General features: G+C 71.9%; 28 protein-coding genes and 1 riboswitch. Of the genes, 22 read left to right on the top strand and 6 right to left on the bottom strand.

What is annotated here, in order from left to right:
- The first annotated feature begins 6 nt into the window (after window positions 1-6).
- Window positions 7-1,029 (top strand): UDP-N-acetylmuramate dehydrogenase, encoded by a 1,023-nt coding sequence (locus L2C96_RS12520; protein ID WP_027936101.1) that lies wholly within the window; start codon window positions 7-9, stop codon window positions 1,027-1,029.
- Here L2C96_RS12520 and L2C96_RS12515 read toward each other — a convergent pair whose 3' ends face one another.
- Window positions 1,030-1,764 carry an SDR family oxidoreductase gene (locus tag L2C96_RS12515; protein ID WP_237336250.1) on the bottom strand — a complete coding sequence of 245 codons (735 nt, stop codon included), beginning with the start codon at window positions 1,762-1,764 and terminating at the stop codon, window positions 1,030-1,032.
- Between the two features lie 95 nt (window positions 1,765-1,859).
- On the opposite strand from L2C96_RS12515, the gene L2C96_RS12510 reads away from it, so the two are divergent.
- The 4 genes from L2C96_RS12510 to L2C96_RS12495 all read left to right on the top strand — a co-directional run bounded on the left by L2C96_RS12510 (window position 1,860) and on the right by L2C96_RS12495 (window position 6,243).
- Window positions 1,860-3,029, top strand: coding sequence for a L,D-transpeptidase (locus L2C96_RS12510; RefSeq protein WP_237336249.1), 1,170 nt, complete (start codon window positions 1,860-1,862; stop codon window positions 3,027-3,029).
- 99 nt (window positions 3,030-3,128) lie between these two features.
- Window positions 3,129-4,436, top strand: coding sequence for a D-inositol-3-phosphate glycosyltransferase (gene mshA, locus L2C96_RS12505; RefSeq protein WP_372491206.1), 1,308 nt, complete (start codon window positions 3,129-3,131; stop codon window positions 4,434-4,436).
- Window positions 4,433-4,948 carry a type III secretion system chaperone family protein gene (locus L2C96_RS12500; protein ID WP_020419575.1) on the top strand — a complete coding sequence of 172 codons (516 nt, stop codon included), beginning with the start codon at window positions 4,433-4,435 and terminating at the stop codon, window positions 4,946-4,948. Before mshA ends, L2C96_RS12500 begins: the two co-directional genes overlap by 4 nt.
- A gap of 554 nt (window positions 4,949-5,502) precedes the next feature.
- On the top strand, window positions 5,503-6,243 hold the full coding sequence (locus tag L2C96_RS12495; protein ID WP_237336248.1) for a phosphoglyceromutase: 741 nt from the start codon (window positions 5,503-5,505) through the stop codon (window positions 6,241-6,243).
- A 51-nt stretch (window positions 6,244-6,294) separates the two neighbouring features.
- Here the strand turns inward: L2C96_RS12495 and L2C96_RS12490 are convergent, their stop codons facing one another.
- A complete protein-coding gene (locus L2C96_RS12490) occupies window positions 6,295-6,480 on the bottom strand; it encodes a hypothetical protein (RefSeq protein WP_237336247.1) in 186 nt (61 codons plus the stop codon).
- Window positions 6,481-6,541: 61 nt separating this feature from the next.
- Here L2C96_RS12490 and L2C96_RS12485 point away from each other — a divergent pair, with 61 nt between their 5' ends.
- Window positions 6,542-7,141: a TetR/AcrR family transcriptional regulator gene (locus L2C96_RS12485; RefSeq protein WP_237336246.1), complete on the top strand. Its 600-nt coding sequence runs from the start codon at window positions 6,542-6,544 to the stop codon at window positions 7,139-7,141.
- On the opposite strand, the gene L2C96_RS12480 is transcribed toward L2C96_RS12485, so the two are convergent.
- Complete coding sequence (locus L2C96_RS12480; RefSeq protein ID WP_237336245.1) at window positions 7,127-7,756, bottom strand: helix-turn-helix transcriptional regulator; 630 nt, start codon at window positions 7,754-7,756, stop codon at window positions 7,127-7,129. The two genes, L2C96_RS12485 and L2C96_RS12480, sit on opposite strands and share 15 nt — an antisense overlap.
- A 67-nt stretch (window positions 7,757-7,823) precedes the next feature.
- On the opposite strand from L2C96_RS12480, the gene L2C96_RS12475 reads away from it, so the two are divergent.
- The 14 genes from L2C96_RS12475 to L2C96_RS44440 all read left to right on the top strand — a co-directional run bounded on the left by L2C96_RS12475 (window position 7,824) and on the right by L2C96_RS44440 (window position 20,552).
- On the top strand, window positions 7,824-8,714 hold the full coding sequence (locus L2C96_RS12475; protein WP_237336244.1) for an oxidoreductase: 891 nt from the start codon (window positions 7,824-7,826) through the stop codon (window positions 8,712-8,714).
- Between the two features lie 107 nt (window positions 8,715-8,821).
- A complete protein-coding gene (locus tag L2C96_RS12470; RefSeq protein ID WP_020419581.1) occupies window positions 8,822-10,042 on the top strand; it encodes a sensor histidine kinase in 1,221 nt (406 codons plus the stop codon).
- The gene (locus L2C96_RS12465) at window positions 10,042-10,731 is read left to right on the top strand and encodes a response regulator (RefSeq protein WP_027936104.1); all 690 of its coding nucleotides are present in this window, start codon (window positions 10,042-10,044) and stop codon (window positions 10,729-10,731) included. The genes L2C96_RS12470 and L2C96_RS12465 overlap by 1 nt, the downstream gene beginning before the upstream one ends.
- Before the next feature lie 66 nt (window positions 10,732-10,797).
- Window positions 10,798-11,805: a Ppx/GppA family phosphatase gene (locus L2C96_RS12460; protein ID WP_020419583.1), complete on the top strand. Its 1,008-nt coding sequence runs from the start codon at window positions 10,798-10,800 to the stop codon at window positions 11,803-11,805.
- 88 nt (window positions 11,806-11,893) lie between these two features.
- Window positions 11,894-13,576: an Rv0497 family membrane protein gene (locus L2C96_RS12455; RefSeq protein WP_237336243.1), complete on the top strand. Its 1,683-nt coding sequence runs from the start codon at window positions 11,894-11,896 to the stop codon at window positions 13,574-13,576.
- A gap of 25 nt (window positions 13,577-13,601) precedes the next feature.
- The gene (locus L2C96_RS12450) at window positions 13,602-14,375 is read left to right on the top strand and encodes a sugar phosphate isomerase/epimerase family protein (RefSeq protein ID WP_237336280.1); all 774 of its coding nucleotides are present in this window, start codon (window positions 13,602-13,604) and stop codon (window positions 14,373-14,375) included.
- Window positions 14,376-14,458: 83 nt separating this feature from the next.
- Complete coding sequence (locus L2C96_RS12445; RefSeq protein ID WP_020417369.1) at window positions 14,459-15,385, top strand: proline dehydrogenase family protein; 927 nt, start codon at window positions 14,459-14,461, stop codon at window positions 15,383-15,385.
- Window positions 15,382-16,206, top strand: coding sequence for a thioesterase family protein (locus tag L2C96_RS12440; RefSeq protein ID WP_020417370.1), 825 nt, complete (start codon window positions 15,382-15,384; stop codon window positions 16,204-16,206). The genes L2C96_RS12445 and L2C96_RS12440 overlap by 4 nt, the downstream gene beginning before the upstream one ends.
- A 324-nt stretch (window positions 16,207-16,530) precedes the next feature.
- Window positions 16,531-17,337 (top strand): pyrroline-5-carboxylate reductase, encoded by an 807-nt coding sequence (proC, locus tag L2C96_RS12435; RefSeq protein WP_017986392.1) that lies wholly within the window; start codon window positions 16,531-16,533, stop codon window positions 17,335-17,337.
- A gap of 189 nt (window positions 17,338-17,526) precedes the next feature.
- Entirely contained in the window at window positions 17,527-17,739 is a 213-nt protein-coding gene (locus tag L2C96_RS12430; RefSeq protein ID WP_017986393.1) for a helix-turn-helix domain-containing protein, read from the top strand.
- Between the two features lie 320 nt (window positions 17,740-18,059).
- Window positions 18,060-18,161, top strand: a complete 102-nt coding sequence (locus L2C96_RS12425) for a 30S ribosomal protein bS22 (protein ID WP_017986394.1) — start codon at window positions 18,060-18,062, stop codon at window positions 18,159-18,161.
- Between the two features lie 191 nt (window positions 18,162-18,352).
- Entirely contained in the window at window positions 18,353-19,378 is a 1,026-nt protein-coding gene (locus L2C96_RS12420) for an NAD-dependent epimerase/dehydratase family protein (RefSeq protein ID WP_237336242.1), read from the top strand.
- A gap of 28 nt (window positions 19,379-19,406) precedes the next feature.
- The gene (locus L2C96_RS12415) at window positions 19,407-20,396 is read left to right on the top strand and encodes a lysophospholipid acyltransferase family protein (protein ID WP_237336241.1); all 990 of its coding nucleotides are present in this window, start codon (window positions 19,407-19,409) and stop codon (window positions 20,394-20,396) included.
- Window positions 20,397-20,420: 24 nt separating this feature from the next.
- Window positions 20,421-20,552 (top strand): hypothetical protein, encoded by a 132-nt coding sequence (locus L2C96_RS44440; RefSeq protein WP_020417374.1) that lies wholly within the window; start codon window positions 20,421-20,423, stop codon window positions 20,550-20,552.
- 287 nt (window positions 20,553-20,839) lie between these two features.
- Here L2C96_RS44440 and L2C96_RS12410 read toward each other — a convergent pair whose 3' ends face one another.
- Window positions 20,840-21,676, bottom strand: coding sequence for an HAD family hydrolase (locus L2C96_RS12410; protein WP_223843283.1), 837 nt, complete (start codon window positions 21,674-21,676; stop codon window positions 20,840-20,842).
- Between the two features lie 182 nt (window positions 21,677-21,858).
- Between L2C96_RS12410 and L2C96_RS12405 the strand changes: the two genes are divergently transcribed.
- Window positions 21,859-23,814, top strand: a complete 1,956-nt coding sequence (locus L2C96_RS12405) for an ABC1 kinase family protein (protein ID WP_237336240.1) — start codon at window positions 21,859-21,861, stop codon at window positions 23,812-23,814.
- Between the two features lie 5 nt (window positions 23,815-23,819).
- A riboswitch (guanidine-III (ykkC-III) riboswitch) is annotated at window positions 23,820-23,879 on the top strand.
- Window positions 23,880-23,912: 33 nt separating this feature from the next.
- Complete coding sequence (locus tag L2C96_RS12400) at window positions 23,913-24,227, top strand: DMT family transporter (protein WP_237336239.1); 315 nt, start codon at window positions 23,913-23,915, stop codon at window positions 24,225-24,227.
- Here L2C96_RS12400 and L2C96_RS12395 read toward each other — a convergent pair.
- The gene (locus L2C96_RS12395) at window positions 24,224-25,222 is read right to left on the bottom strand and encodes a DUF5667 domain-containing protein (RefSeq protein ID WP_237336238.1); all 999 of its coding nucleotides are present in this window, start codon (window positions 25,220-25,222) and stop codon (window positions 24,224-24,226) included. The genes L2C96_RS12400 and L2C96_RS12395 overlap by 4 nt on opposite strands.
- A 39-nt stretch (window positions 25,223-25,261) precedes the next feature.
- Window positions 25,262-25,852: a sigma-70 family RNA polymerase sigma factor gene (locus L2C96_RS12390; protein ID WP_237336279.1), complete on the bottom strand. Its 591-nt coding sequence runs from the start codon at window positions 25,850-25,852 to the stop codon at window positions 25,262-25,264.
- Window positions 25,853-25,867: the final 15 nt, after the last annotated feature.

The following is a 25,867-nucleotide window of genomic DNA, read 5'->3' as shown; positions in this document are numbered from 1 at the left end:
GTGCTCGTGAGCCGTCTCGAAACACCGACCCAGACGACCCTGGCCGAGCACACCACCCTGCGCCTCGGCGGCCCAGCCCGCGCGTTCGTGGTGGCCGGGACCACCGACGAGCTGCTGGCCGCGGTGCGCTCGGTCGAGGGACCGGTGCTGCTGCTCGGCGGCGGGTCGAACCTCGTCGTCGGCGACGACGGCTTCCCGGGCACCGTGGTCAAGATCGCGACGAGCGGCTGGCGCATCGACGGGGACGAGGTCGAGGTCGCGGCCGGGCAGAACTGGGACGAGTTCGTCGCGGCGACCGTCGAGGCCGGGTTCGGCGGGCTGGAGTGCCTGTCCGGCATCCCCGGCTCGGTGGGCGCCACGCCGATCCAGAACGTCGGCGCCTACGGCTGCGAGGTGGCAGACCTGCTCACCTCGATCGAGTGCTACGACCGGCGCACCGGCGAGGTGCGCACGATGACCGCGGACGAGCTCGGCTTCGGCTACCGCACGAGCGTGCTCAAGGGGGAGAGCTGGGGGATTGTCCTCAGTGTCCGGTTCGCCCTGCGCGCCGACGGGCTGTCCGCGCCGATCCGCTACGCCGAACTGGCCCGCACGCTGGGCGTCGAGCAGGGCGCGCGGGTTCCGGCGGCGCAGGCGCGCGAGGCCGTGCTGAAGCTGCGGCAGGGCAAGGGCATGGTGCTCGACGCGTCCGATCACGACACGTGGAGCGCGGGCTCGTTCTTCACCAACCCGATCGTCGCGGAGATCCCGCCGGCGCTGGAGGGCGTGGAGATGCCGCGCTACCCGGCCGACGGCGGCGTGAAGCTGTCCGCGGCCTGGCTGATCGAGCGGGCCGGCTTCGGCAAGGGCCACCCGGGGCCGGGCGGGCGGGTGTCCCTGTCCACCAAGCACACCCTGGCCCTCACCAACCGCGGTTCGGCCAGCACCGCGGACCTGCTGGCGCTGGCCCGCGAGGTCCGGGACGGCGTGCACGCCCGCTTCGGCGTCACGCTGCGTCCCGAACCACTGCTGATCAACTGCTCGCTGTAGTCACTCGCGGTGGGCGCGGCTGCCGTTGAGCTGCGCGCGCGGCTTCATGACGATGGTGTCGAGGTTCACGTGCGAGGGTCGCGTGACGGCGAAGGCGATCACGTCGGCAACGTCCTCCGCGGTCAGCGGCGTGAGGCCCTGGTAGACCTTCGCGGCGCGCTCGGTGTCGCCGTCGAACCGGTTGGCGGAGAAGTCGGTCTCGACCATGCCGGGCACGATCTCGGTGATCCGCACCGGGTCGCCGAGGTGCTCCGACCGCAGCGTGCGGTGCAGGGCCGACTGCGCGTGCTTGGCTGACGTGTAGCCGGAACCGCCGTCGTAGACCTCGTGGCCGGCGATCGACGTGACGGTCACCACGTGGCCGTCACCGGAGGCGATCAGCTTCGGCAGCAACGCCTTCGTGATGCGCAGCGTGCCGAGGACGTTGACCTCCCACATCCAGCGCCAGTGGTCCTCGTCGGCCTCCTCGACGCGCTCCAGGCCGCGTGCGCCGCCCGCGTTGTTGACGAGAACGTGGCAATCTGGAACCCGCTGGACGAATGCGGCAACCGAACCGGGGTCGGTGACGTCCAGTACGTGTGCGGTTCCGGACAACTCGGCGGCCAGCTTCTCCAGGCGGTCGAGGCGGCGAGCCCCGAGCACGACGTGGAATCCGGCCTCGGCGAGGGCGCGGGCGGTCGCCTCGCCGATGCCCGCGCTGGCGCCGGTGATCACTGCGGTTCGCTTGGTCGTCATACCGCACATACTCCCAGCGGGGGACACGCCGGTAACGCGGCAGGGCCGGGCGTCGCTTTGACGTCCGGGAGAAGTACGGAGTGCGGAGGTAACAGGTGATCGAGAGGCGCACGGTGTTCAAGGCCGCGCTCGCCGCGGGCGCGGCGACCATGGCCGCGGCGTGCACCAGCGGCGGGGACGACGGCGGCGCGCAGACCGGGGGCGGGGCGACGAGCGAGGCGCCTCCTGCCGCGGTCATCACCGCCGAGCCCGCCGCGGACGCGAAGAACGTGCCCGTGCTGCAGCCCGTCACCGTCAAGGTCGCCAAGGGCACGCTCACCGAGGTCAAGCTGACCAACCCCGACGGGAAGGCCGTAGAGGGCAAGCTCAGCGACGACAAGACCACCTGGACGAGCAGCGAGACCCTCGGCTACGACAAGACCTACACCTACAACGCGACGGCCACCGGCACCGACGGCAAGCCGGTGACGCTGACCGGCAGCTTCTCGACGCTCAAGCCGGCCTCCACCGTGCGCGTCACGCTGAACCCGACCGACGACGCGACCGTCGGGGTCGCGATGCCGGTGAGCGTGAAGTTCACCAGCGCGGTGAAGAACAAGGCCGCCGTGGAGCGGGCGCTGAAGATCGAGACCTCCACCGACGTGGAAGGCTCCTGGGGCTGGCTGTCCGACCAGCAGGTGGACTGGCGGCCGAAGGAGTACTGGCCCGCCAACACCACGGTCAAGGTCGAGGCGAAGCTGTACGGCATCGACCTCGGCGGCGGGGCCTACCCGCGCGCCGACGTCACCACCGAGTTCAAGATCGGCCGCAACCAGGTCGTGAAGATCCACACCCCGGACCACAAGATGAACGTGTACCGGGGCGGGTCCTTGTACAAGAGCTACCCGTGCAGCAACGGCAAGGACTCGGACGTGAACCTGAACACACCGAACGGCACCTACATCATCATGACGAAGGAGCCGAGCGCGATCTTCGACAACGCGCGTTACGGCTACACCAACGTCAACAAGAAGTGGGCCTGCCGGTTCTCCAACCACGGTGAGTTCATTCACGAAAACCAGGACAACGCGGCCAACATCGGGCGGGCCAACACCTCGCACGGCTGCGTCAACCTGCTGGAAGCCGACGCGAAGAACTACTTCGACTCGGCCCTGATCGGCGACCCCGTGGAGATCACCGGGTCGCGGCTCGGACCGGTCGTCACCTCGGACGTGATGGACTGGCTCGTCAGCTGGAGCGCTTGGCAGGCCAAGTCCGCGCTGTGACGGTTTCGCACCGCTGGGAAGATGTCGGGGGCCCGTGGGCGTTGTCGTTCACGGGCTCCGCCCTGATGCGGAAAGAGACTGACACGGGAGTTGAACCAGGTGACGATCTCGCTGCGCGGATCACGACGGACGCAGACGATTTGGCCGCGCAGGGTCGCGGTGCTGTCGGTGCACACGTCACCCCTGGAGCAGCCCGGCACCGGTGACGCCGGTGGCATGAACGTCTACATCACGCACACCGCGGTCGAGATGGCGCGGCGCGGGATTGCCGTCGAGGTGTTCACGCGCGCGACCTCGTCCGAGCAGCCCCCGGTCGCCGAGCTGGCGCCGGGCGTGCTGGTGCGGCACATTCCGGCGGGCCCGTTCGAACCGCTCGGCCGCGACGAGCTGCCCGCGCAGCTGTGCGCGTTCACCTCGGGCGTGCTGCGCGCGGAGGCCTTCCACGAGCCCGGCTACTACGACCTGATCCACTCGCACTACTGGCTGTCCGGCCAGGTCGGGTGGCTCGCGCGGGACCGGTGGGGCGTGCCGCTGGTGCACACCGCGCACACGCTGGCGAAGGTCAAGAACGCCGCGCTCGCCGAGGGGGACAAGCCCGAGCCGCGCACCCGTGTCATCGGGGAGGAGCAGGTGGTCGCCGAGTCCGACCGGCTGGTGGCGAACACCCCGGTCGAGGCGCGTCAGCTGGTGGACCTCTACGGCGCGGCCCCGGAGCGGGTGCACACGGTCGCGCCCGGGGTGGATCTGAACCGGTTCGTGCCCGGTTCGCAGGCCGGGGCCCGGCGGCGGCTGGGGTTGCCGCGCGATGCCGTGGTGCTGGCGTTCGCCGGCCGGATCCAGCCGTTGAAGGCGCCGGACGTGCTGCTGCACGCGGCCGCGCACCTGCTCCAGCGGCAGCCGGAGCTGCGGGAGCGGCTGGTCGTCCTGGTCGTGGGTGGTCCGTCGGGCACCGGGCTGGAACAGCCGCAGGCCCTGCGTGAGCTCGCCGTGTCGCTGGGTATCCAGGACGTGGTGCGGTTCCTGCCGCCGCAGCCGGGTGAACGGCTGGCGGAGGTGTACCGCGCCGCGGACGTGGTGGCGGTGCCGAGCTACAACGAGTCGTTCGGCTTGGTCGCGCTGGAGGCGCAGGCCTGCGGGACGCCCGTGGTGGCGGCCGAGGTCGGCGGGCTGCCGGTGGCGGTCGCGCACGGCGTGTCCGGGTTGCTGGTGCCCTCGCACGCGGCGCGGGACTGGGCCGGGGCGCTGGCCAGTGTGGCGTTGCGGCCGGAGCGGCGGGCGGAGCTGGCGGAGAACGCGCTGGTGCACGCGCGGCGGTTCTCGTGGGCGCGCACCACGGACGCCTTGTTGGAGAGCTATGTGGCGGCTTCGCGGACGCTGGCCGCGCTGCACGAGGAGGTCGCCGTATGACGCTGGACAAGGTCGTCCGGGCAACACTGGACCAAGCCGGCCTGAAGTACGACCGCAAGGCCGAGGGCAAGTACTTCGTCACCCTTCCCGGCACGAAGAAGCTGCAGACCAACGCCTGGCTCATCGAACGCGACCACGCCTTCGCCGTGGAGGCGTTCGTCTGCCGCCGTCCCGACGAAAACCACGAGCAGGTCTACCGCTTCCTGCTGCGCCGCAACGCGAAGCTCTACGGCGTCCACTACACCGTGGACGCACTGGGCGACATCTACCTGGTGGGCCGTTTCGGCAAGGACGCGGTGACCGAGCCGGAACTGGACAAGATCCTCGGCCAGGTGCTGGAAGCCGCGGACGGCGACTTCAACACCATCCTCGAACTGGGCTTCGCCACAAGCATCCAGCGCGAATGGAACTGGCGCGTGAGCCGAGGCGAAAGCCTGGCAAACCTACAAGCCTTCAAACACCTGATAGAGCCCGACAACCCCCACGACCCCGGCACCCTCACCGACGACTGACGCTGGTCCAAGCCCATCGCGCCCAGCGCCCGCCAACGCAAGAAGCTCGCACCGTGGGGGTTTGGGGGGTCGCCCCCCAACATGATGGCGAACGCCCGCTCCGGGAGCGAGCGCAGCGAGCGAACAGGAGGAGCGGGCGGAGCGGCTTGAGGGAGGGGGAGTCGCGAACTCAAGCCGCCCCGCGAACGCTCCCGCCGCATCTGGACCCGGTGGCGAGGGGGAGTGCCAACGGGGCCGGCGGGGCCGCAGCCCGGCAGGGGGGAGACAGGCTGCGGTCGTACCCCGCGTCCGGCTGGGGAGTGCGTGGAATTCCAGCCGAGCGGGACGTAAGCCAACTTGTCAGATGTCCACCAGTAATCACAAGACTACTGGTTACTCCGTTCGAGTGATTCTCACTGTCTGTGTTAACGGTATGCAGCAAGTGTCACTTTCATGGCCGGTGTTCAACCGGTCAAGGAGTGGTCGGGCGAACCTCTACCGAGTGGTAACACACTGTGTGTAGAAAGCGCCGGGCGTCATCCGGTCGCTCGCCGTGTTCTGGCAGGCTAGCGGGTATGGCCGAACTTGGGACGCTGGTGCTGCTCCGCCACGGGCAGAGCACCTGGAACGCCGAGAACCTGTTCACCGGCTGGGTCGACGTGCCCCTGTCCGAGCTCGGGCAGCAGGAGGCCCGCAAGGGCGGCGAGCTGCTCGCGGAGAGCGGGCTGCTGCCCGACGTCGTCCACACGTCGCTGCTGCGCCGCGCGATCTCGACCGCCAACATCGCGCTCGACGTCGCCGACCGGCACTGGATCCCGGTGCGCCGCGACTGGCGCCTCAACGAGCGGCACTACGGCGCGCTCCAGGGCAAGAACAAGAAGCAGGTCCGGGACGAGTTCGGCGAGGAGCAGTTCATGCTCTGGCGCCGCTCCTACGACGTGCCGCCGCCGCCGATCGAGCGCGGCAGCGAGTTCAGCCAGGACACCGACGTCCGCTACGGCCCGGAGGCGCCGCTGACGGAGTGCCTGAAGGACGTCGTCGCGCGGCTGCTGCCGTACTGGGACTCGGCGATCGTGCCGGACCTGCGCGCGGGCAAGACGGTGCTGGTCGCCGCGCACGGCAACTCGCTGCGCGCCCTGGTCAAGCACCTGGACGGCATTTCCGACGACGCTATCGCGGGCCTGAACATCCCGACCGGGATCCCGCTGCGCTACGACCTGGACGAGAACCTGAAGCCGGTCAACCCGGGCGGCACCTACCTCGACCCGGAGGCCGCGGCCGAGGCCGCCGCCGCGGTCGCCAACCAGGGCCGCTGACGCCAGTCCGCCGAAACGCCGGCTCCCCTGGAGGAGCCGGCGTTTTCGCGTTCAGCGCCCGATCCGGCGCTGGGCGAACTCGGCCGCCGTTCGCGCCACCCGGCGTGCCTGATCGCCCTTGCCGCGCCGGTGCAGCACGAGCACGACCGCGAGGACGACGAGCGCGAGCGCCACGACCACGGCCGCGATCAACGCGAACCGGACCAGTAGCACGGTGAGCACGGTTTCCACAGCCACCCCTCCTTTATATCCCAACTGTGATAAATAGAAGTTAGCACACCTGTGATACAAAGGCCAGGTGCCGAAGATCGTGGACCCGGAGAGCAGGCGGGCGGAAGTGGCCGACGCGCTGTTCCGGCTGGCCGTGCGCGAGGGGCTGCACCGGGTGTCGCTGCGGACGGTGGCGGCCGAAGCCGGCCTGAACGTCGGCTCCGTCCGGCACTACTTCGACGGCCAGGCCGAGCTGATGCGCTTCGCGATGCGGACCGTCATCGACCGGGTGTCCGCCCGGCTGACCGAGAAGGTCGAAGCCCTCGGCGACGTCGGCGGGCTGTCCCCGGCCGAGCGCCGGGCGGCGCGCACCGAACTGCTGGCCGAACTGCTGCCGCTCGACGACGTCCGGCGGGCCGAGGTGACCGTGTTCCTCGAGTTCGCCGTCGCCTCACGCACCGACGAGCGGCTGGCGGACCTGGCACGCGAGGCGGCGTCCGGGACGCGGGCGCTGGTCGGGCGCGTCCTCGCCGCGCTGGACCTCGACGATCCGGACACCGAGGTGCGGCGGCTCACGGCGCTGATCGACGGCCTGAGCCTGAACGGGGTCCTGCACCCGGACCTGTGGTCGCCCGCCGAGGCGCTGTCGGCGCTGCGGACCCACCTCGACGCGCTAGACCAGTCCTAGCTGCCGGGCCCGCACCCCGGCCTGGAAACGGGACGTCGCGCCCAGCGCGTCCATCAGCTCCGCCACCCGCCTCCGGTAGGTGCGCACGCTCAGGCCCAGCGCCCGCGCGGCCGTCTCGTCCTTGCTGCCCGCGGCGAGCTCGTCGAGTATCCGCGGCGCCAGCGCCCTGACCTCGGCGAACTCCGTCTCGTAGATCGCCAGCTCAGTGCCCGCCCGCCAGGCCGCGTTGAACAGGCTCGTCACGCTGCCGATCACGTCGGGGCTGGTGACGACCGTGTAGCCGCGCTCGCCGCTCGCCGCGTCGCCTGCCAGGATCGCCACCTTCCGGTCCAGCACGATCGTCTCGTTGATCTCGTCCAGCGTGATCCGGATCTTCGCGCCCAGCCGCTCCCGCTCGCGCAGGTGCGCCACCCCGCCCGGCTGCAGTAGCGACGCCGGGCGGTACAGCTTCCGCACGGTCCGGCCGGTCATGTCCTGCTGCCTGCTGTGCGGCACCTGGTGCGCCGCCGCCCACGTGTGCAGGTCGTTCGCGGCGCAGAAGATCTCCTGGGCCGACGCGAACAGGTGGGCCGTCCGCGCGAACAACTCGGCCTCACCCCGCACCAGCACGTCCATGACAACCAGTGTGGCAGCAAGTTGCCAAGCGGCGGCGCGTCCGCGAGCGCCGGACCAACCTGGAGCCATGACCGAAACGATCAACGCCGGCGCGGCAGGCACCTGGCAGCTCGGCGACCTCACCGTGAACCGCATGGGCTACGGCGCCATGCGGCTGGCCATCTCCGGCGGCGGGAAGCTCGACCGCGACCAGGCCATCGCCGTCCTGCGCCGGGCCGTCGAACTGGGCGTCAACCACATCGACACCGCCGCCTTCTACTTCTCCCCGCTGCGCTCGGCCAACGAGCTGATCAGCACCGCGCTCAACCCCTACCCGGACGACCTGGTGATCACCACCAAGGTCGGCCCCGGCCGCGGGCCCGACGGCTCGTTCCTGCCGGAGGCGACCCCGGAGCAGCTGCGGCTGCAGGTGGAGGAGAACATCCGGCAGCTCGGCCGGGACCACCTCGACGTCGTCAACCTGCGCATCGGCAGCACCCTGGACCGCGGCGCCGGCTCGCTCGCCGACCGGTTCGGCGCGCTCGCCGAACTCCGGCAGGAGGGCCTGATCCGGCACCTGGGCATCTCCAACGTCGGCCCGGAGCACCTCGCCGAGGCCCAGGCCATCGCGCCGGTGGTGTGCGTGCAGAACCAGTACGGCCTCACCGCCCGGCGTGAGGACGACGACTTCGTCCGCCTGTGCGCCGACCAGAAGGTCGCGTTCGTCCCGTTCTTCGCCATCGCCAGCGGCGCGGAGGACGAGACCGTCACCGCGGTCGCGCGGGACCACGGCGTCAGCCCGGCGCAGGTCCGCCTCGCCTGGACCCTCCACCAGGGACCCAACGTGCTCGCCATCCCGGGCACCGGCAGCGTCGGGCACCTGGAGGAGAACATCGCGGCGGCGTCGCTGCGGCTGTCCGAAGAGGAACTCGCGCGGCTCGACGGGGTGAATGGTCACGAGCCGGGTCGAGGTGAGTAAACGCAGGTTGAACCGGTTGCGAACACGCGTTGTGAAGGTGTCACAGCCATCACGAGAAGGCAGCCAGTACTAGGCCAAACGGCCACCTCCATGCTTACGATTCACCCGTGAGTGCGCCCGGTGCGGTCCTGCTGGCCGTCGGCTGTCTGCTGGTCGGCCTGATCGCCGGTCTCCTCGTTCCGCGGCTCAAGCGCAGGCGGGCCCAGCGGCGGCCGTCCGGCCCCACCGTCGCCGAACTGCTGCTCAGGCTGGTGCGCTCGTCCAACAACGGGATCCTGGTGCTGAACCGCTTCGGCGACCTGGTGCTGTTCAACCGCCGCGCCGAGGCGCTCGGACTGGTCCAGGCCAATCGCGCCGACCCGCGCGCGCGGGTCGCGGCCGAGCAGGTCGAGGAGACCGGCGACCCGATGGAGATCGACCTGTCGCCGCTGGAGGCCCGCGGCCGCCAGCCGGAGGCCGTGGTCGCCGAGATCCGCCCGCTCGGCGAGGGGTTCACCGTCGTCGAGGCGGTCGACCACTCCGAGGCCGCCCGGCTGGAGGCCGTCCGGCGGGACTTCGTCGCGAACGTCAGCCACGAGCTGAAGACCCCGGTCGGCGCGATCGCGCTGCTCGCGGAGGCGGTGCTGGACGCGGCGGACGACGTGGAGGAGGTGCGCCGCTTCGGCGGCAAGATCCTGCACGAGTCGACCCGGCTGGGCACGCTCGTGAGCGAGCTCATCGCGCTGTCCCGGCTGCAGGGCGCCGAGCGGCTGCCCGACCTGAACGTGGTCGAGGTGGACGCCGTCGTGCGGGAGGCGCTGGGCCGCACCCGCCTGTCCGCGGAGTCCCGCGAAATCGAGATCACCACCGACGAGCCGAGCGGCCTGCTCGTCGAGGGCGACCGGACGCTGCTGGTCACGGCGTTGTCGAACCTGCTCGACAACGCCGTGAACTACTCGCCGCAGGGCAGCCCGGTGTCGATCAGCAGGCGCCTGTCCGGCGGCATGGTCGAGATCGCGGTCACCGACCGCGGCATCGGCATCGCCGAGGAGGACCAGCAGCGCGTCTTCGAACGCTTCTACCGCGCGGACAAGGCGCGCTCGCGCGCCACCGGTGGCACCGGCCTCGGGCTGGCCATCGTCAAGCACGTCGCCGCCAACCACGGCGGCGAGGTCAAGCTGTGGAGCATGCCGGGCACGGGATCGACGTTCACGCTGCGGATCCCGATGCACCAGTCCGGGCGCAACGGGGACGGAACCCCCGCGGCCCCGGACGACCAGACCCCCGCGCAGCTGTCGCGGCTCGTCGTGACCGCCGCCAAGGACGGCCGGAACCAGGGAGGAAAGTAGTGACGAGAGTGCTCATCGTCGAGGACGAGGAGTCCTTCGCCGACCCGTTGGCCTTCCTGTTGCGCAAGGAGGGGTTCACGGCCGCGGTCGCCACCAACGGCCAGCAGGCCCTGGACGAGTTCGACCGCAACGGCGCCGACATCGTCCTGCTCGACCTGATGCTGCCCGGCATGAGCGGCACCGACGTGTGCAAGCAGCTGCGGCAGCGCTCGGCGGTGCCGGTGATCATGGTGACCGCGCGGGACAGCGAGATCGACAAGGTCGTGGGCCTGGAGCTGGGCGCGGACGACTACGTGACCAAGCCGTACTCGGCACGCGAGCTGATCGCCCGCATCCGCGCGGTGCTCCGCCGCGGCGGCGAGACCGGTGGCGAGGGCGAGCTGGCGCCGCTGGTGCTCGCCGCCGGCCCGGTGCGGATGGACGTGGAACGGCACGTGGTCACCGTCGACGGCGGCGAGGTGTCGCTGCCGCTCAAGGAGTTCGACCTGCTCGAGTACCTGCTGCGCAACGTCGGCCGGGTGCTCACCCGCGGTCAGCTGATCGACCGGGTGTGGGGCGCGGACTACGTCGGCGACACCAAGACGCTGGACGTCCACGTCAAGCGCCTGCGGTCGAAGATCGAGCCGGACCCGGGCTCGCCGCGGCACCTGGTCACCGTCCGCGGCCTGGGGTACAAGTTCGAGTCCTGACAAGCAGAGGTGGCCTATCCGGCACTTTGCGGCCGCACACGGTGCGGACCGGTACCGTAGGGCTTTGTGCGCCTAGGGGTCCTCGACGTCGGTTCCAACACCGTCCACCTGCTCGTGGTGGACGCGCACCGTGGCGCCCACCCGACGCCGATGCACTCCGAGAAGACCGTGCTGCGGCTGGCCGAGCAGATCACCAAGAACAACCACCTCTCCAAGCAGGGCGCGCAGGCGCTGGTCGAGGCCATCGAGAACGCGAAGGTCTCCGCGGCCAAGCTCGGGTGCGAGGAGCTGATGGCGTTCGCCACCTCGGCGGTGCGCGAGGCCGACAACAGCTCCGACGTGCTGCGGAAGGTCGCGGACGAGACCGGTGTCGAGCTGAACGTGCTGTCCGGTGTTGACGAAGCGCGGTTGACTTTCCTCGCGGTGCGCCGGTGGTTCGGCTGGTCGGCCGGTCAGTTGCTGGTGCTCGACATCGGGGGCGGTTCGCTGGAAGTCGCGATGGGGATCGACGAGGAGCCGGCGCTCGCGGAGTCGCTGCCGCTCGGCGCGGGCCGCATCACCCGCACCCGGTTCGCCCACGACCCGCCGACCCGGTCCGAGCTGGTCTCGACGTCGGCGTGGCTGGAGGACCAGCTGGCGCCGCTGGCGAAGCGGGTCGCCAAGCTCGGTGTGCCGGACCGCGTGGTGGCCACCTCGAAGACCTTCCGGTCCCTGGCCAGGCTGACCGGGGCGGCTCCCTCCGCAGCCGGTCCGCGGGTACGCCGTACCCTGTCCCAGACCGCACTGCGGCAGCTCATCGCGTTCATCTCCCGGATGGAGGCGGCCGACCTCGCCGAACTGGAAGGGGTCAGCGCGAGCCGCGCACACCAGCTGGCCGGTGGGGCGCTGGTGGCGCAGGCCGCGATGCGGGCGCTGTCGCTGGAAGAACTGGAGATCTGTCCCTGGGCGCTGCGAGAGGGCGTCATCCTGCGGCGACTTGATCACTCCAACGGTGACGAGGCGACTGTTCGCCGCGGCAGAACCACCGGTGACAGCAACCGGCTGGACCTCGGTGAGCTCGATCAGGCACGGTGAAAGGCGGAAGGATGCGTAAGGCGGTGGTGGGCGTGTGCGGTACACGAGCCCGCGTCTTGTGGCCCTACGCGCTGTTTGGGATGACACGATGAGCCGAGAGAGCCGAGAAGATCGCTCGCAGAAGACCGTCGCCGAGTTGCTCGCCCTGCACGGCGGCAACATCGAGGGCAGGCGGCGCCGCCGGCGTGCGGCCGACGACGATGCGCCGGAGGAGAACGAGGGCCCCCGCCGCGCCCAGGACCCGACGGAGACCGGCCCGCAGGCGATCATCGACCGGGTCCGCGCCAACGGCGCGGCGCCCAACGGTGCTCAGCCAGGGCGCAACGGCGGCCGTCGCGCCATGCCCGACTCGCCCGGCCGTCAGGACTCGGGCGGGTTCCGCCGTCCCGAACAGGGCCCGCCTGCGCCGCCCGGTCAGCAGGTTCCGCCTGGTCACGCCGGTCCGCCCGCGCCGCCCGTCCCGCCCGGCCAGCAGAGTTCCGCGGCGATGCCGCGACCGGTCCTGCCGGAGAACCCCGGGCAGCCCGTGCCGCCCGGACAACAGAGCTCCGCGGCCCTGCCGCGGCCGGTGACGCCCGAGCCGCCCGCCCCCGGTCAGCCCGTTCCGCCTGGTCCGCCCGTTCCGCCTGGTCAGCAGAGCTCGGCCGCCCTGCCGCGGCCGGTCACCCCGGAGCCCCCAGGCGCCCCGCCGCGCCGCGGTCAGCAGGACTCGGGCGGGTTCGCGCGCCCGAACACCGGCGCGCTGCCGCCCCCGCCGCAGGACTCGATGCCGCTGCGGCGACCGCACCCGCAGGACTCCGGTTTCGTGCGCCGCCCGCCCCAGGAGTCGGGGGCGTTGCCGCTGCCCCCGCAGGAGTCCGGCGCGCTGCCCGTGCCGCCCGCGGAGGCCGTGCCGCCGCCGCTGCGCCGCCGTCCGCCGGGCGAGGAGACCAGCACCGGGCTGGCCGCCCGCCTGGACGGTCTCGACGCCCCGGTCGACCCGGACGCGCCGCCTGCCGGGGGCCGCGCCACCGGCACGTTCCCGCCGCCGCGCCGTCCGCGCCGCGCCCCGGCGCGGGTCACCCCGCCGCCGGACCCGAGCACGGAGCAGTTCGAGCCGGTCGGCGAGGTCAAGCCGGCCGAGGAGCCCGCCCCGGACGCGCCGCCCGCCGGGCTGTCCGCGCCGCCCGCGGGGCTGCAGCGCTGGCGCCGCGGCCGGGACGAGACCCCGGCGGAGGAGGAGACCGAGGTCGGCCTGATGCCGCCGGTGCGGGACGCGCCGGACGCCGACGAGCCCACCGGGTTCCACGCCCCGTTCGCGCCCGGCCGTCCGCCGCAGGACGACCCCGGCGAGGCGCTCGAGGCCACCGGGTTCCACGACCCGTTCGCCGACGATGACGACGACGTCGACGAGTTCGGCGACTTCGGCCCCGCCGAGGAGGCCGCCGAGCAGCCCTACGACTACGACGACGAGCCCGCGGCGGACGCCGACGAGCCCGCCCGCGCGAAGAAGCGGGAGCCGGAGCCCTCGCCGGCCAAGCAGTGGCTGTCGATGGCCGGCCAGCTGGCCGGTGGCGTGGTCGGCGGCGCGGCCGTGTGGCTGGGCTTCAACTGGCTGTGGGGCCAGATCCCGGCCGCCGCGCTGATCGCCGCGCTGGTCGTGATCGTCGGGCTGGTGTGGATCGTGCGGCGCATCCGCCGCGCGGACGACATCCAGACCACGGTGCTCGCGGTGCTGGTCGGTCTCGTGGTGACCGTCTCGCCCGCGGCGTTGTTGCTCTTGTCGAGGTAGCGCGAGCGTGCCGGTACCGATCGGGATGTCCACCGCGTCGGTCTGGCCGTTGCGGGCCGGCGCCGGTTTCGAGCTGGCCCAGCGGCTGGGTTACGACGGGGTCGAGGTGATGGTCTGGGTCGACCCGCTCAGCCAGGACGTCGGGGCGTTGCGGCGGCTGTCGCGGCAGACCGGGGTGCCGGTGCTGTCCGTGCACTCGCCGTCGCTGCTGATCACGCAGCGGGTCTGGTCGCCGGACCCGGCGGTGCGGCTGCGGCGCAGCGTCGAGGCGGCCATCGAGCTGGATGCGCGCACCGTCGTGGTGCACCCGCCGTTCCGGTGGCAGCGCCGCTACGGCGACATGTTCGCCGACCTGGTGGCCGAGCTGGAGGACGAGACCGGGGTCGAGATCGCGGTCGAGAACATGTTCAAGGTCCGGCCGCCGGGTGGCCGCAAGGATGCCCGGGTGTCCGCGTTCCGGCCGTCGATCGACCCTACGGAAGTCGGGTATCGCCACTACACGCTCGACCTGTCGCACAGCGCCGCGGCGGGGATGGACGCGATGGAGCTGGCCGAGCGGATGGGCCGCGGCCTGACGCACGTGCACCTCGCGGACGGGACAGGTGTCCCGAAGGACGAGCACCTCGTCCCGGGCCGTGGGAACCAGCCGTGCGCGGAGCTGCTGGAGAAGCTGGTCGCGGCGTCGTTCACCGGTCAGGTGGTTCTCGAGGTCAACACGCGGCGCACGGTGAGCGCCGCGGACCGCGCCCGCGATCTTGCCGAAGCGCTGCTGTTCGCGCGGTTCCACCTGGGCCAGTGAGGCTCGTTACAAGATCAACTTCTCCCGTTCGGGGGCGGCGCGGATCATGGGCTTCCGATAGATGAACACGTAAAGTTTCCGCTGTGAACCCGCTGCGCTCGCTGATCCTCGCCGCCGCCGGAAGCGAGGTGGTCCGCCACCTCGTGGCGACAACCCCGGGAACGTCGGGAGTGGTGGAGCGGTTCGTCGCAGGGAACACGATCGCGGACGCGGTGACGCACGTCGCCCGGCTCGTGGACGACGGCCTGTGGGTGACGCTGGACTACCTCGGCGAGGACGTCACCGAGACCGGGCAGGCGGAGCGGACGGTCCAGACCTACCTGGCGCTGCTGGACCGGCTCTACGCCGAGGGCCTGGCGGCGCGGGTCGAGGTGAGCGTCAAGCTGTCCGCGCTGGGCCTGCGGCTGGACGAGCGGCTCGCGCTGGACAACGCCTACCGGGTATGCGCGGCGGCCGAGCAGTGCGGCACCACCGTGACGCTCGACATGGAGGACCACACCACGACGGACGCGACGCTGCGCGTGCTGGCCGAGCTGCGCCGCACCTGGCCGTGGGTGGGCGGCGTGCTGCAGGCCTACCTGCGTCGCACCGAGGACGACGTGCGTGCGCTGGCGGTGGCGGACTCGCGGATCCGGTTGTGCAAGGGGGCCTACGCCGAGCCGGAGGAGGTGGCGTTCACGCGGGCGCACGAGGTCGACCTCGGTTATGTCCGTTGTGCGAACTCGCTGCTGGCCGGTGACGGTTACCCCATGTTCGCCACGCACGACCCACGGTTGATCGCCATCCTGGCCGAGCGCGCCCGCTGGTACGGCCGCAAGCAGGGCAGCTACGAGTACCAGATGCTCTACGGGGTCCGCCCCGACGAGCAGAGGCGCCTTGCCGGTGAGGGGGAGACGGTGCGCGTCTACGTGCCGTTCGGGGAGCACTGGTACCCCTACCTGATGCGGCGGCTGGCCGAGCGCCCCGCGAACCTGTCGTTCTTCCTGCGCGCGCTGGTAAGCCGTTCGTGAGCGCGGCAGAGGTTCCGGAGCCCGCGTCCTTCGAGGCCGCGTGCGCGGTCCGGTCGCTGGGCGACGGCACGTTGACGGCCGACCTGCGGCACGAGTGGTCGATCGGCACCCACCCGCACGGGGGATTCCTGATCGCGTTGATGGCCCGCGCGGCGCTGGCGGTGCTGTCCGAACGCGGCGAGCCCTCGACCGATCCGCTGGCCGTGAGCGCCGAGTTCCTCCGGCCGCCCGCGATCGGCCCGGCGCTGCTGCGGACCGACATCCGGAAGGTCGGCCGCCGGGCGACCGTCGTCGCGGTGCGGCTGGAGCAGCGGGGACGCAGCTGCGTCGAAGCGACGGTCACCACCGGGCGGTTGCCGGTGCGCCGGGCGGACTGGGCGGACCTGCCGCAGATGCCGGTCGAGCCGCCGCCGCGGGCGATCCACCTGGCCGGGGAGACGTCGGAGGGCGTGTTCAACCTGGCGAAGGGCTGCGACGTGCGGATCGACCCGGCGACCGCCGGGTACCTGGCGGGCCGCAACGGCGACCCGCGGCTGCGGCTGTGGGTGAAGCCGCGTTACTCGGTGCCGGACACGTACTTCGCGCTGCTCGCGGGCGACATCAACCCGCCGGTGGTGTTCAACCTCGGGCGGATGGGGTGGGCGCCGACGGCCCAGCTGACGGCGCTCGTGCGCGCCCGGCCCGCGCCCGGGTGGCTCCGCGTGCAGGTCGACTGCCGCACGGTGCAGGAGGCGTGGTTCGACTCGGACGCGACGGTCATCGACTCGGCCGGACGGCTGGTCTGCCAGGCGCGGCAGCTGGCCCTGGCACCGGCCCCCTGAGCGGGCTCGCCGGGGAGTCGGCGTCGTGCGCGCTGGGCGGCGCCGTTGTCGTTGTGATGCCTCACCTGAGGGCGAGGGCTGTTCCTCGATGCTGGGCCGGCCTTGCCCTGGGGCCCGCCGCTGCGCCACCCCAGCACGGTTGCCCGGGTGGTCGCGCCGCTCGTGGAGGCGGTCGCGCTCATCCTGGAGCCGGCCCCTGAGCGGGCTCGCCGGTGGGCCGGCGTTGTCCGCCCCGGACGGCGGCGGGGTGGTCGCGCCGGCCGGGCCAGGCGTCGTGCTCACCCTGGCACCGGTGGGCCGAGCACGATTTGGCACGCTGGTGCCATGACGGTTATCGCGGTTCTCGGGGCGGGGAAGATCGGTGAGGCGCTGCTGGCCGGCCTGCTGCAGGGCGGTCGCAGTGCCGAGGAGCTGCTGTTCACCGAACGCCACCCGGAACGCGCCGCCGAGCTGACCGAGCGCTACGGCATCGCCGGGGTGGAGGTCGCCGAGGCGGCCAAGCGTGCCGACGTGCTCGTCGTCGCCGTCAAGCCGCAGGACATCGAGCCCGTGCTGGCCGAGCTGGCGCCGCTGGTCGGGCCGGGCTCGCTGGTCGTGTCGCTCTGCGCGGGCCTGCCCACCAGCCTCTACGAGCGTCGGCTGCCGGACGGCGTGCCGGTCGTGCGGGTCATGCCGAACACGCCGATGGTCGTCGGCGAGGCGATGAGCGCCGTGTCGCCCGGCAAGCACGCCACGCCCGAGCACGTCGCGCTGGTCAAGGAGATGCTCGCGACGGTCGGTCAGGTCGTCGAGGTGCCCGAGGCGCAGCAGGACGCGGTCACCGCGCTGTCCGGGTCCGGGCCCGCGTACTTCTTCTTCCTGGTCGAGGCCATGATCGACGCCGGCATCCTGCTCGGCCTGCCCCGCGCGGTGGCGGAGAAGCTGATCATCCAGTCGGCCGTGGGCGCCGCGAAGATGCTCGCCGAGACCGACGAGCACCCGGTGATCCTGCGGGAGGCCGTCACGTCCCCCGCGGGCACCACGATCAACGCGATCCGCGAACTGGAGAAGCACGGCGTGCGGGCCGCGCTGCTGGCGGCCATCGAGGCGGCCCGGGACCGGTCCGTCGAACTCGGCAAAGCCCACGAATAAACCCGCGCGCACCGCGTCTGACTAGGCCGAACGGGCTCCGCCGAGTGGGCTCTTTCGCGGGAAAGTACCGGCCGGGCGTCGCATTGGCCCCAGGTGTCCCGCTACCCTCAAGGGTGAAGCACGTGCGTGTCGGTACCGCCCGGTGGGGAAGCCGAGCGGCACGGCACGTGTCGAAGGGCACGGTGACGTATGCCGTCGAACAACAAGGACGTGCCCGCCGTCGGGCAGGTCCAGTTCCTGACGGTCGCCGAGGTGGCCTCGCTGATGCGGGTCTCCAAGATGACCGTCTACCGGCTCGTGCACTCGGGCGAGCTACCGGCCGTTCGCGTCGGCAAGTCGTTCCGGGTGCCCGAGAAGGCAGTCCACGAATACCTGGAGAGCGCCTACTTCGATGTGGGCTAGACCGGGACGCGGCGGAGCCGTTGCTCTTGCACCCGGGCAACTGGCACCGCCGCGGGTTCTGAGGTGGTTCCTCGCGAGGACAGCGCCGACGTGGTGAACTGGCGTTCATGAGGAGGCGATCCCACAGCGAGGGGCCGCCTCAGGTTCCGCTACCCGCACCGCTGAGCAAGCTGCCCTCGATTCATCCATTAGGCCGGGGGCCCGCGCTGGTGCGCGGGCCCGCCCGGTAACCTTAAAGGCCGCTCGTGCCTGTAGCGCTTCAACTCTTTGGACGTTGCGCTGGGCAGCGTGTGAAGCAGACGAAACGTGAAGGAGCACCTGTGGGCTCGGTGATCAAGAAGCGCCGCAAGCGCATGTCCAAGAAGAAGCACCGCAAGCTGCTGCGCCGGACGCGGATGCAGCGCCGCAAGCAGGGCAAGTAAATCCTGCGCGAACGCCTCTTCACGCGGCCCGTCCAGATCCTGGGCGGGCCGTGCGCTTTTTCCGGCGATCAGTGACCAAAGTCCCTGACCTGGGTTAATAGCGTGTTAGGCCTCCTGACTCCGGCCCGGGTCCGGGGTAGCATCGGCCACTGCCGCGAACACCACATCCCACACCCTTGTCAGGGGGTTTCATGGCGTCCAACGTCGTGCTGGTCACCGGGGTCGGCGGCGAACTCGGAGGCAGGCTGCTGGTACGGCTTGGCAACAACCCGGACCTGGAGCGGGTCATCGGCGTCGACACCGCGCCACCGCCCCGCAAGGTCCTGCAGCGCCTCGGCCACGCCGAGTTCGTCCGGGCCGACATCCGCAACCCGCTGATCGCCAAGGTCATCGACTCCGCGGGCGTCGACACGGTCGTGCACTGCTCGACCACCGTGCACCCGGCAGGCCCGGCCCGCCGCACGGCGATCAAGGAAGTCAACGTCATCGGCACGATGCGCCTGCTCGCCGCCTGCCAGCGCGCGCCCCGGGTGCGCAAGCTCGTCGTGAAGTCCACCGCCGCCGTCTACGGCGCCGGGCCCCGCTCCCCGGCCGTCTTCACCGAGGACTCCGAGCTAATCCCGACCTCGTCCAGTGGCTACGCCAAGGACGCCGTCGAGATGGAGGGCTACGTGCGCGGCCTGGCCCGCCGCAGGCCCGACCTCACCATCACCACCACGCGCTTCACCAACGTCATCGGGCCGGACGTCGACACCGTGCTGGCCCGCTACTTCGCGCTCCCGGTCGTGCCGACCGTGCTCGGCTACGACGCGCGCCTGCAGTTGCTCCATTCGTCGGACGCGCTGGCGATCCTGGAAAAGGCGACACTGGAAGACAAACCGGGCGTGTTCAACGCCGGCGGCGACGGGGCACTCACACTGTCTCAAGCGATCCGGCGCGCGGGCCGGGTCGAGCTGCCGGTGCCGCGAACCATGGTGGGCACGGTGGCCAAGATGCTGCGTGGCGCGAGGGTCGACTTCTCGCCGGACCAGGTGCGCTTGCTGAACTACGGGCGGGTCGTCGACACGACGCGGCTGACCGAGGTGTTCGGCTACCGGCCGCGGTGGTCCACCGAGGCGGCCTTCGACGACTACGTCACCGGGCGCGGTCTGCGGCCCGTGCTGGACGGTGAGCAGCTGGCCGGAGCGGCCGGCAAGGTGCTGGCGGCAGTCCGATGACCGAAGAGAGGAAAGCGGGGCAAGAGAAGTGACGACCAGCGCGCAAGCCCAGGTCATCCCCCTGCACGCACCCGGACGAGAGAAGCCGGCGGACGTCGAGGCGCGCGCCGGGGAAACCCCCGCCGACGCGCCCGTCGTGGCGTTCCCGACGAGGAGCGCGCCGGAGGAGCCGCCCGCACCGGAACCGGACGCACTGAGCAGGTTCCTCGGGTTCCTGCGGCACCGGCTGACCGGCGACTACGAAGTCGACGAGTTCGGGTTCGACCCGGAGCTGACCGACAACCTGCTGCTGCCGCCGTTGCGGCTGCTGTACGAGAAGTACTTCCGGGTGACCACCCACGGCGCCGAGAACCTGCCCGCCGACGGCGGCGCGCTCATCGTGTGCAACCACTCCGGCACGGTGCCGCTGGACGCGGTGATGACGGCGGTCGCCGTGCACGACGAGACGCCGGGGCACCGGCACCTGCGCATGCTCGGCGCGGACCTGGTGTTCCAGACGCCGCTGCTCGGGGCGCTGGCCCGCAAGACCGGGCAGACGCTGGCGTGCACGGCCGACGCCGAGCGGCTGCTGTGCTCGGGCGAGCTGGTCGGGGTGTGGCCGGAGGGTTACAAGGGCATCGGCAAGCCGTTCTCGGCGCGGTACCGGCTGCAGCGGTTCGGGCGCGGCGGGTTCGTGTCGGCGGCGCTGCGGACGCGGGTGCCGATCATCCCGTGCTCGATCGTCGGGGCGGAGGAGATCTACCCGAAGATCGGCGACCTGAAGCCGCTGGCCCGCCTGCTCGGGCTGCCGTACTTCCCGGTGACGCCGTTCTTCCCGCTGCTCGGGCCGCTGGGCGCGATCCCGCTGCCGACGAAGTGGCACATCGAGTTCGGGGAGCCCATCCGGACCGACGGTTTCGCCGAGGAGGACCTCGACGACCCGATGCTGGTGTTCTCGCTGACCGACCAGGTGCGCGAGTCGATCCAGACGACGCTGTACCGGAGGCTGGCGCACCGGCGGAGCGCGTTCAAGGACTGAGCGGCTCCGTGCCATCCTGGTGGCATGGGGTTGATCAAGCGGATCGGGTACACGGTGGGCCGGGTGGTGGGCACCGTGCTGAAGGTGGCGAACCTGGTCACCGGCATCCCAGCCGGTGAGTCGACGCGGAACCGGCGACCGCAACGGCGGCCGTAGGTTCGCCGCGCCCGGTTGGGGCGTGCGGCGTCAGCGGCCGCCCGCCTGCGCGGCCGTTTTCACTTCGGGCGCCGACACGCTGCCCGGATCGGCCAACACGTTGCCCGGGATGGCCAACACGCCCCAGCAGGGAACGACTCGCCGCCGGGAACCGCCGATCCGGGGCCGGAGTGGCCAACCCGGTGTCCGGGGCGGCCAACCCGGTGTCCGGGGCGGCAAACACGGCGCCCGGAGGGGCAAACACGGCGCGGGGCGGGGGTGCCGCGGGGGTCGCGCGCGGGCTGGGGTCAGCGGCGGCGGTAGGCCATCCCGGCCGCCACCGCGCCGGCCAGTGCGCCCGCCCCCAGCACCGACGGCACCCCGATCTTCGCGGCCTTCCGGCCGGTCCGGAAGTCGCGGATTTCCCAGCCGCGGGCGCGTGCCACCTCGCGCAGGCCGGCGTCCGGGTTGACCGCCACCGCCGTGCCGCACACCGACAGCATCGGGATGTCATTCGACGAGTCCGAGTACGCCGTGCAACGCCGCAGGTTCAGGCCCTCCCGCGCGGCCAGCGCCCGCACCGCGTGCGCCTTCGCCCGGCCGTGCAGCAGGTCCCCGACCAACCGCCCGGTGTAGACGCCGTCCACGTGCTCCGCGACCGTGCCGAGCGCGCCGGTCAGCCCGAGCCGCCGGGAGATGATCGCCGCGAGTTCGACCGGCGTCGCCGTCACCAGCCACACCCGCTGGCCCGCGTTGAGGTGCATCTCGGCCAGCGCGCGCGTGCCCGACCAGATCTTGTCGGCCATCAGCTCGTCGTAGATCTCTTCGCCGACCTGGTTCATCTCGGCGACCGTCTTGCCCGCGACGAACGACAGCGCCTGCTCACGGCTGGACTGCACGCCGCTGTGCGACTCGCGCCCGCCGACCCGGAACTTGATCTGCTGCCACGCGAACCCGGCCAGGTCGGAGGTCGTGAAGTACTTGCGCGCGGCCAGACCGCGGGCGAAGTGGAAGATCGACGCGCCCATCATCATCGTGTTGTCGACGTCGAAGAACGCGGCCGCGGTCAGGTCCGGCGGGGCGGGCGGCACGTCGAGCTGGGACTCCATGGCCACGGCGGCGTCGGCCGACGCCTCGCCGGCCATCTCGGCGAGCCGCTCGCGTTCCGGGCCGTCACCCCTGCTGCGCCACACGCACACCGCCTCCTGCGCTCGTCCCTGGGGTCAGCGTAGCGAGCACGTCACGGATCCGGATCAGGCGATCCCTCCGCGCCTGGCGCCGATGTGCTTCGATTCGGGGCAGTGACTGCGACCCCGGGGGAATCGTCATGTCGACCGTGCTGCTGGGGCTGCTCAGCGTGCCCGTCTACGTCCTGATGCTGTGGCCGCTCGTGGTCGCTTCGCGCCGCGTGCTCGGGGTGCGGATCGGGGCGTTGCGGGCGTTGCTCGGCGCGGCCGCCGGGTGGGCCGTCGCCGGGGGCCTCGCCGTCCGGATCGCGCCCCTCACCCGCGACTCCGACCCCGTCTACCTGGGCTTCCTCATCCCGCTCGCCGGGTGCGCGTTCCTGGCGACGCTGATCTTCCTGTTCCTCGCCGAGATGGCGGTCCCCAGCGGCGGCGGGCTCGGGCTGCTCGGCCGTCTCCGGTCGCTGCGCGCGCGGTTCGCCCGGACCCGCCGGTACTCGCAGATCATGCGGATCGCGGTGAAGCACGGCATCGGGCCGTACCTGACCGGCCGTCGCGTCACCGACTCCGGCAGGCACGCCACCCTGGCCCGCTCGCTGCGGCGCGCGCTGGAGGACGGCGGCGCGACGTTCGTCAAGCTCGGCCAGGTCCTGTCGACGCGGCCGGACGTGTTGCCGCAGGTGTTCGTCGACGAGCTGAGCCTGCTGCAGGACCGCGTCGCGCCCGCCCCGTTCGCCGACATCGAGCGCGAGCTGGAGGCCGAGCTGGGCCGCCCGACCGCCGAGGTGTTCGCCGAGTTCGACCCCGAACCGCTCGGCGCCGCGTCGATCGCGCAGGTGTACCGGGCCCGGCTGCACAGCGGCGAGGACGTGGTCGTCAAGGTGCGGCGGCCGGGCATCGACCGGATCGTGGAGCGCGACCTGGACATCGTCTTCCGCGTCGCGCGCTCGTTGCAGCTGCGCGCGGCCTGGGCCCGGTCGCTGGGCGTCCTCGACCTCGCCGAGGGGTTCCGCGCCGCGCTCACCGAGGAGCTGGACTTCCGGGTCGAGGCCCGCAACCTCACCGCGGTCGCCGCCGCGGAGAACGGCACGGGGCTCGCGCTGCCCGCCGTGCACGCCAAGCTGTCCGGCGAACGTGTGCTGGTCATGCGGCGGCTGGACGGCGTGCCGGTGCGGGAGGGCATCGGCGACGTCCCGGCCGAGCGGCGCGCGGTGCTGGCCCGCGGCCTGCTCGACTCGCTGCTGCGGCAGGTCCTGCTGCACGGCGTCTTCCACGCCGACCCGCACCCGGGCAACGTCCTGCTCCTCGCCGACGGCAACCTCGGGCTCCTCGACTTCGGTTCGGTGGGCCGGCTCGACTCGTCACTGCGCGGCGGGCTGGCGAACCTGTTCGCCGCCGTCGACCGCGGCGATCCGGAGGGGCTGCGGGACGGGCTCTTGGAGATCGTGGACCGGCCGGACGAGATCGACGAGCAGCGCCTGGAGCGGGCGCTGGGCGCGTTGATGGCCAAGCACCTGTCGCACGGGCGGTCGCCGGACGTGGACATGTTCACCGACCTGTTCCGGATCATCGCCGAGTTCCGGCTGTCGATCCCGCCCGCCATCGCGGCGGTGTTCCGCGCGCTGGCGACGGTGGAGGGCACGCTCGGGCTGCTGTCGCCGGGGTTCGACATCCTCGGCGAGTCCCGGAAGTTCGCCGGGTCCCTGGTGGGGGAGCGGCTGCAGCCGGGGTCCCTGCGCGGCGCGGCGACCGACGAGCTGCTCGCGCTGCTGCCGGTGCTGCGACGGCTGCCCCGCCGCGTGGATCGGCTGACGTCGGCGCTGGAGCAGGGCCGGCTGACGGTGAACGTCCGCACCTTCGCCGACGAACGGGACCGCGCGGTGGTCTTCGGCATGCTGCACGAGGTGCTGCTGGCCCTGACCGGCGCCGCGACCGGCCTGATGGCGGTGCTGCTGCTCGCGAGCACCGGCGGGCCGCGGGTGCTGCCGGAGCTGACGCTGAACCAGCTGTTCGGCTACAACCTGCTGGTGGTCAGCGCGTTGCTGGGGCTGCGGCTGCTGTTCGTGGTGTTCCGCGCCCAGCGACGCGGGCCGGGGTAACGTCGGCGGCGGTGGCGCGCCACCCCGGACGAGACGTCGTACCCGGCAGGACAAGACGACGTGGGAGGACGTCGGCTTTCGTTCGGAGGTGTCTCGTCGTGGCGTGGATCGTGCTCATCGTGTCCGGGATCCTGGAAACCGTCTGGGCCGCGGCGCTGAACGCGGCGCGCGGCTTCACCAGGGTGGGGCCCAGTGTGTTGTTCGTCGTCGCGCTGGTCGCCAGCATGGCCGGGCTCTCCTACGCGATGCGGTCGATCCCCATCGGCACCGGGTACGCCGTGTGGGTGGGCATCGGCGCGATCGGCACCGCCGTCTACGGCATGGTCGCGCTGGGCGAACCGGCCACCGTGGCCCGGCTGGTGTGCCTGGGGCTGATCGTGGCCGGGGTCGTGGGGTTGAAGGTCCTGCACTAGCCGATGCCGAGCCCCGGCAGGCCGGGGATCAGCGGTGGGATCGAGATCAGCGGCGGTGGCGTCGTGGTCGTCGGGGTGGGGAGCCGGGTGCTGGTCGGCGCGCTGATCGGTGGCGGCAGGACCGTCGGCGTCCATCCGCTGCTCGACGGGGGCACCGGGCCGGTCGCGGTGGGCACGACCGGGGCGCTGCTGCCCGGCGCGGTGGGCGTCGTGGCGACGTCCACCGGCGGCGGGGACACCGTGCTCACCGGCGGCAGCGGCGCGCCCGACGGGATCCCGAGCAGCGCGTCCGGCGGCACGGCGCACTCGCCGGTGGCCGGGACCGCGCCGAGGTCGTCCGCCTCGCCGGTGGTGATGCGGTAGCAGGACAGCCGCCCGGCCAGCGCCGCCGCCCGCGCGTCGATACGGTTGAGCAGCGTTCCGGCCTGCGTGAACCCGTTGCGGGCGCCGTCCGGCACGTCGAGGGCGGCGAGCTTGCCCGCCTGCTCGCTCGCCCATGTCCGCAGCTGGTCCAGCCGGGGCGTGTCGCCCTGCACACCGAGCACCGTGAGCTGCGCCGTCCCGGCCGTCGCCTCCGCGGCGAATGCCGACAACGTTGTCAGAAAAGCGCCGGTGTCAGCCGACGGCATCGCGGCGAGTTCGTCCAGCCGGTTCGACGCGAACTGCAGGTGCTTGGACCCGCGCGCGGCTTCGTCGAAGGTGAGCTGCAGTTCGGCGTCCTCGCTCGCCAGCTTCATGCCGTAGAGCGGGTCACCGGGCAGCGAGCCGCGGGAGAGCAGCAGGCCGACCCCGCCGACGAAGACGATCAGCGCGGCCGCGGCGGCGAGGACGGTCGACAGCGCGCGGCGCCGCCTGCTGGGTTCCGCATCCAGCTTCCGCGAGATCTCGGCGCGGATCCGTGCCTTGGTGTCGTCGTCCGGTTCGACGGCGCGACCGAGCCCGCGGAGACCGGAGATGACTTCCAGCTCGCGCGCCGTCCACCGGTGCTCGTCCACACCTGCTGCAACGACGCAAACCGTCCGGTTGTTACGCGTTCAGCGCCACCCGTCCGGGAGGAGCTGGGCGAGCTTGCGCACCGCGCGGTGCTGCAACGCCTTGATGGCGCCCTCGTTGCGCTTCATGATCTGCGCCGTTTCGGCCAGCGACAGGCCCTGGATGAACCGCAGGACGATGCATTCCCGCTGGTCCTCGCCCAGCCCGGCGATCGCGGACAGCAGCGCGTCGCGCGTCGCGCTGGTGACCGCCTGCTGCTCCGGGCCCGGTTCCGCGCCCGAGGGCGCGGCGAACGGCGCGGTGCCCGAGTCGGCCACCTCGTCGGTGACCACCTCGAGCTTGTACCGGCTGGACTTGAGGTGGTCGAGCACGATGTTGCGGGCGATGGTGACGAACCAGGCGCCCACGTCGCGGCCCTGGTAGCTGACCGACGAGATGCGCCGCAGCGCCCGCAGGAACGTCTCGCTCGTGATGTCCTCGGCGAGCTCGCGGTCGCTGAGGCGGAAGTACACGTAGCGGTAGACGACGTCGACGTACTGGTCGTAGAGCGCGCCGAAGGCGGCGGTGTCACCCTGCTGGGCAGCGCGGACCAGGGCCCACGGCCCCGCCTGCTCGTCCGGCACCTCGTGCACGCGGGTGACCGTGCC

The sequence above is a fragment of the Amycolatopsis tucumanensis genome (assembly GCF_021654135.1).
Lineage (GTDB): Bacteria > Actinomycetota > Actinomycetes > Mycobacteriales > Pseudonocardiaceae > Amycolatopsis_E > Amycolatopsis_E tucumanensis.
Note: the sequence above shows the minus strand (reverse complement) of the source record. Positions and strands in the feature narration are given on the sequence as shown.

Excerpts from the sequence above, each read along its gene's own strand:
- proC (WP_017986392.1), top strand. The coding sequence starts at position 16,531 with ATGACGGTTATCGCGGTTCTCGGGGCGGGGAAGATCGGTGAGGCGCTG.
- L2C96_RS12420 (WP_237336242.1), top strand. The coding sequence starts at position 18,353 with ATGGCGTCCAACGTCGTGCTGGTCACCGGGGTCGGCGGCGAACTCGGA.
- L2C96_RS12515 (WP_237336250.1), bottom strand. The coding sequence starts at position 1,764 with ATGACGACCAAGCGAACCGCAGTGATCACCGGCGCCAGCGCGGGCATC.
- L2C96_RS44440 (WP_020417374.1), top strand. The coding sequence starts at position 20,421 with ATGGGGTTGATCAAGCGGATCGGGTACACGGTGGGCCGGGTGGTGGGC.
- L2C96_RS12455 (WP_237336243.1), top strand. The coding sequence starts at position 11,894 with ATGAGCCGAGAGAGCCGAGAAGATCGCTCGCAGAAGACCGTCGCCGAG.
- L2C96_RS12480 (WP_237336245.1), bottom strand. The coding sequence starts at position 7,756 with ATGGACGTGCTGGTGCGGGGTGAGGCCGAGTTGTTCGCGCGGACGGCC.
- L2C96_RS12475 (WP_237336244.1), top strand. The coding sequence starts at position 7,824 with ATGACCGAAACGATCAACGCCGGCGCGGCAGGCACCTGGCAGCTCGGC.
- L2C96_RS12495 (WP_237336248.1), top strand. The coding sequence starts at position 5,503 with ATGGCCGAACTTGGGACGCTGGTGCTGCTCCGCCACGGGCAGAGCACC.
- L2C96_RS12450 (WP_237336280.1), top strand. The coding sequence starts at position 13,602 with ATGTCCACCGCGTCGGTCTGGCCGTTGCGGGCCGGCGCCGGTTTCGAG.
- L2C96_RS12430 (WP_017986393.1), top strand. The coding sequence starts at position 17,527 with ATGCCGTCGAACAACAAGGACGTGCCCGCCGTCGGGCAGGTCCAGTTC.
- L2C96_RS12410 (WP_223843283.1), bottom strand. The coding sequence starts at position 21,676 with ATGGCCGGCGAGGCGTCGGCCGACGCCGCCGTGGCCATGGAGTCCCAG.
- L2C96_RS12500 (WP_020419575.1), top strand. The coding sequence starts at position 4,433 with ATGACGCTGGACAAGGTCGTCCGGGCAACACTGGACCAAGCCGGCCTG.
- L2C96_RS12405 (WP_237336240.1), top strand. The coding sequence starts at position 21,859 with ATGTCGACCGTGCTGCTGGGGCTGCTCAGCGTGCCCGTCTACGTCCTG.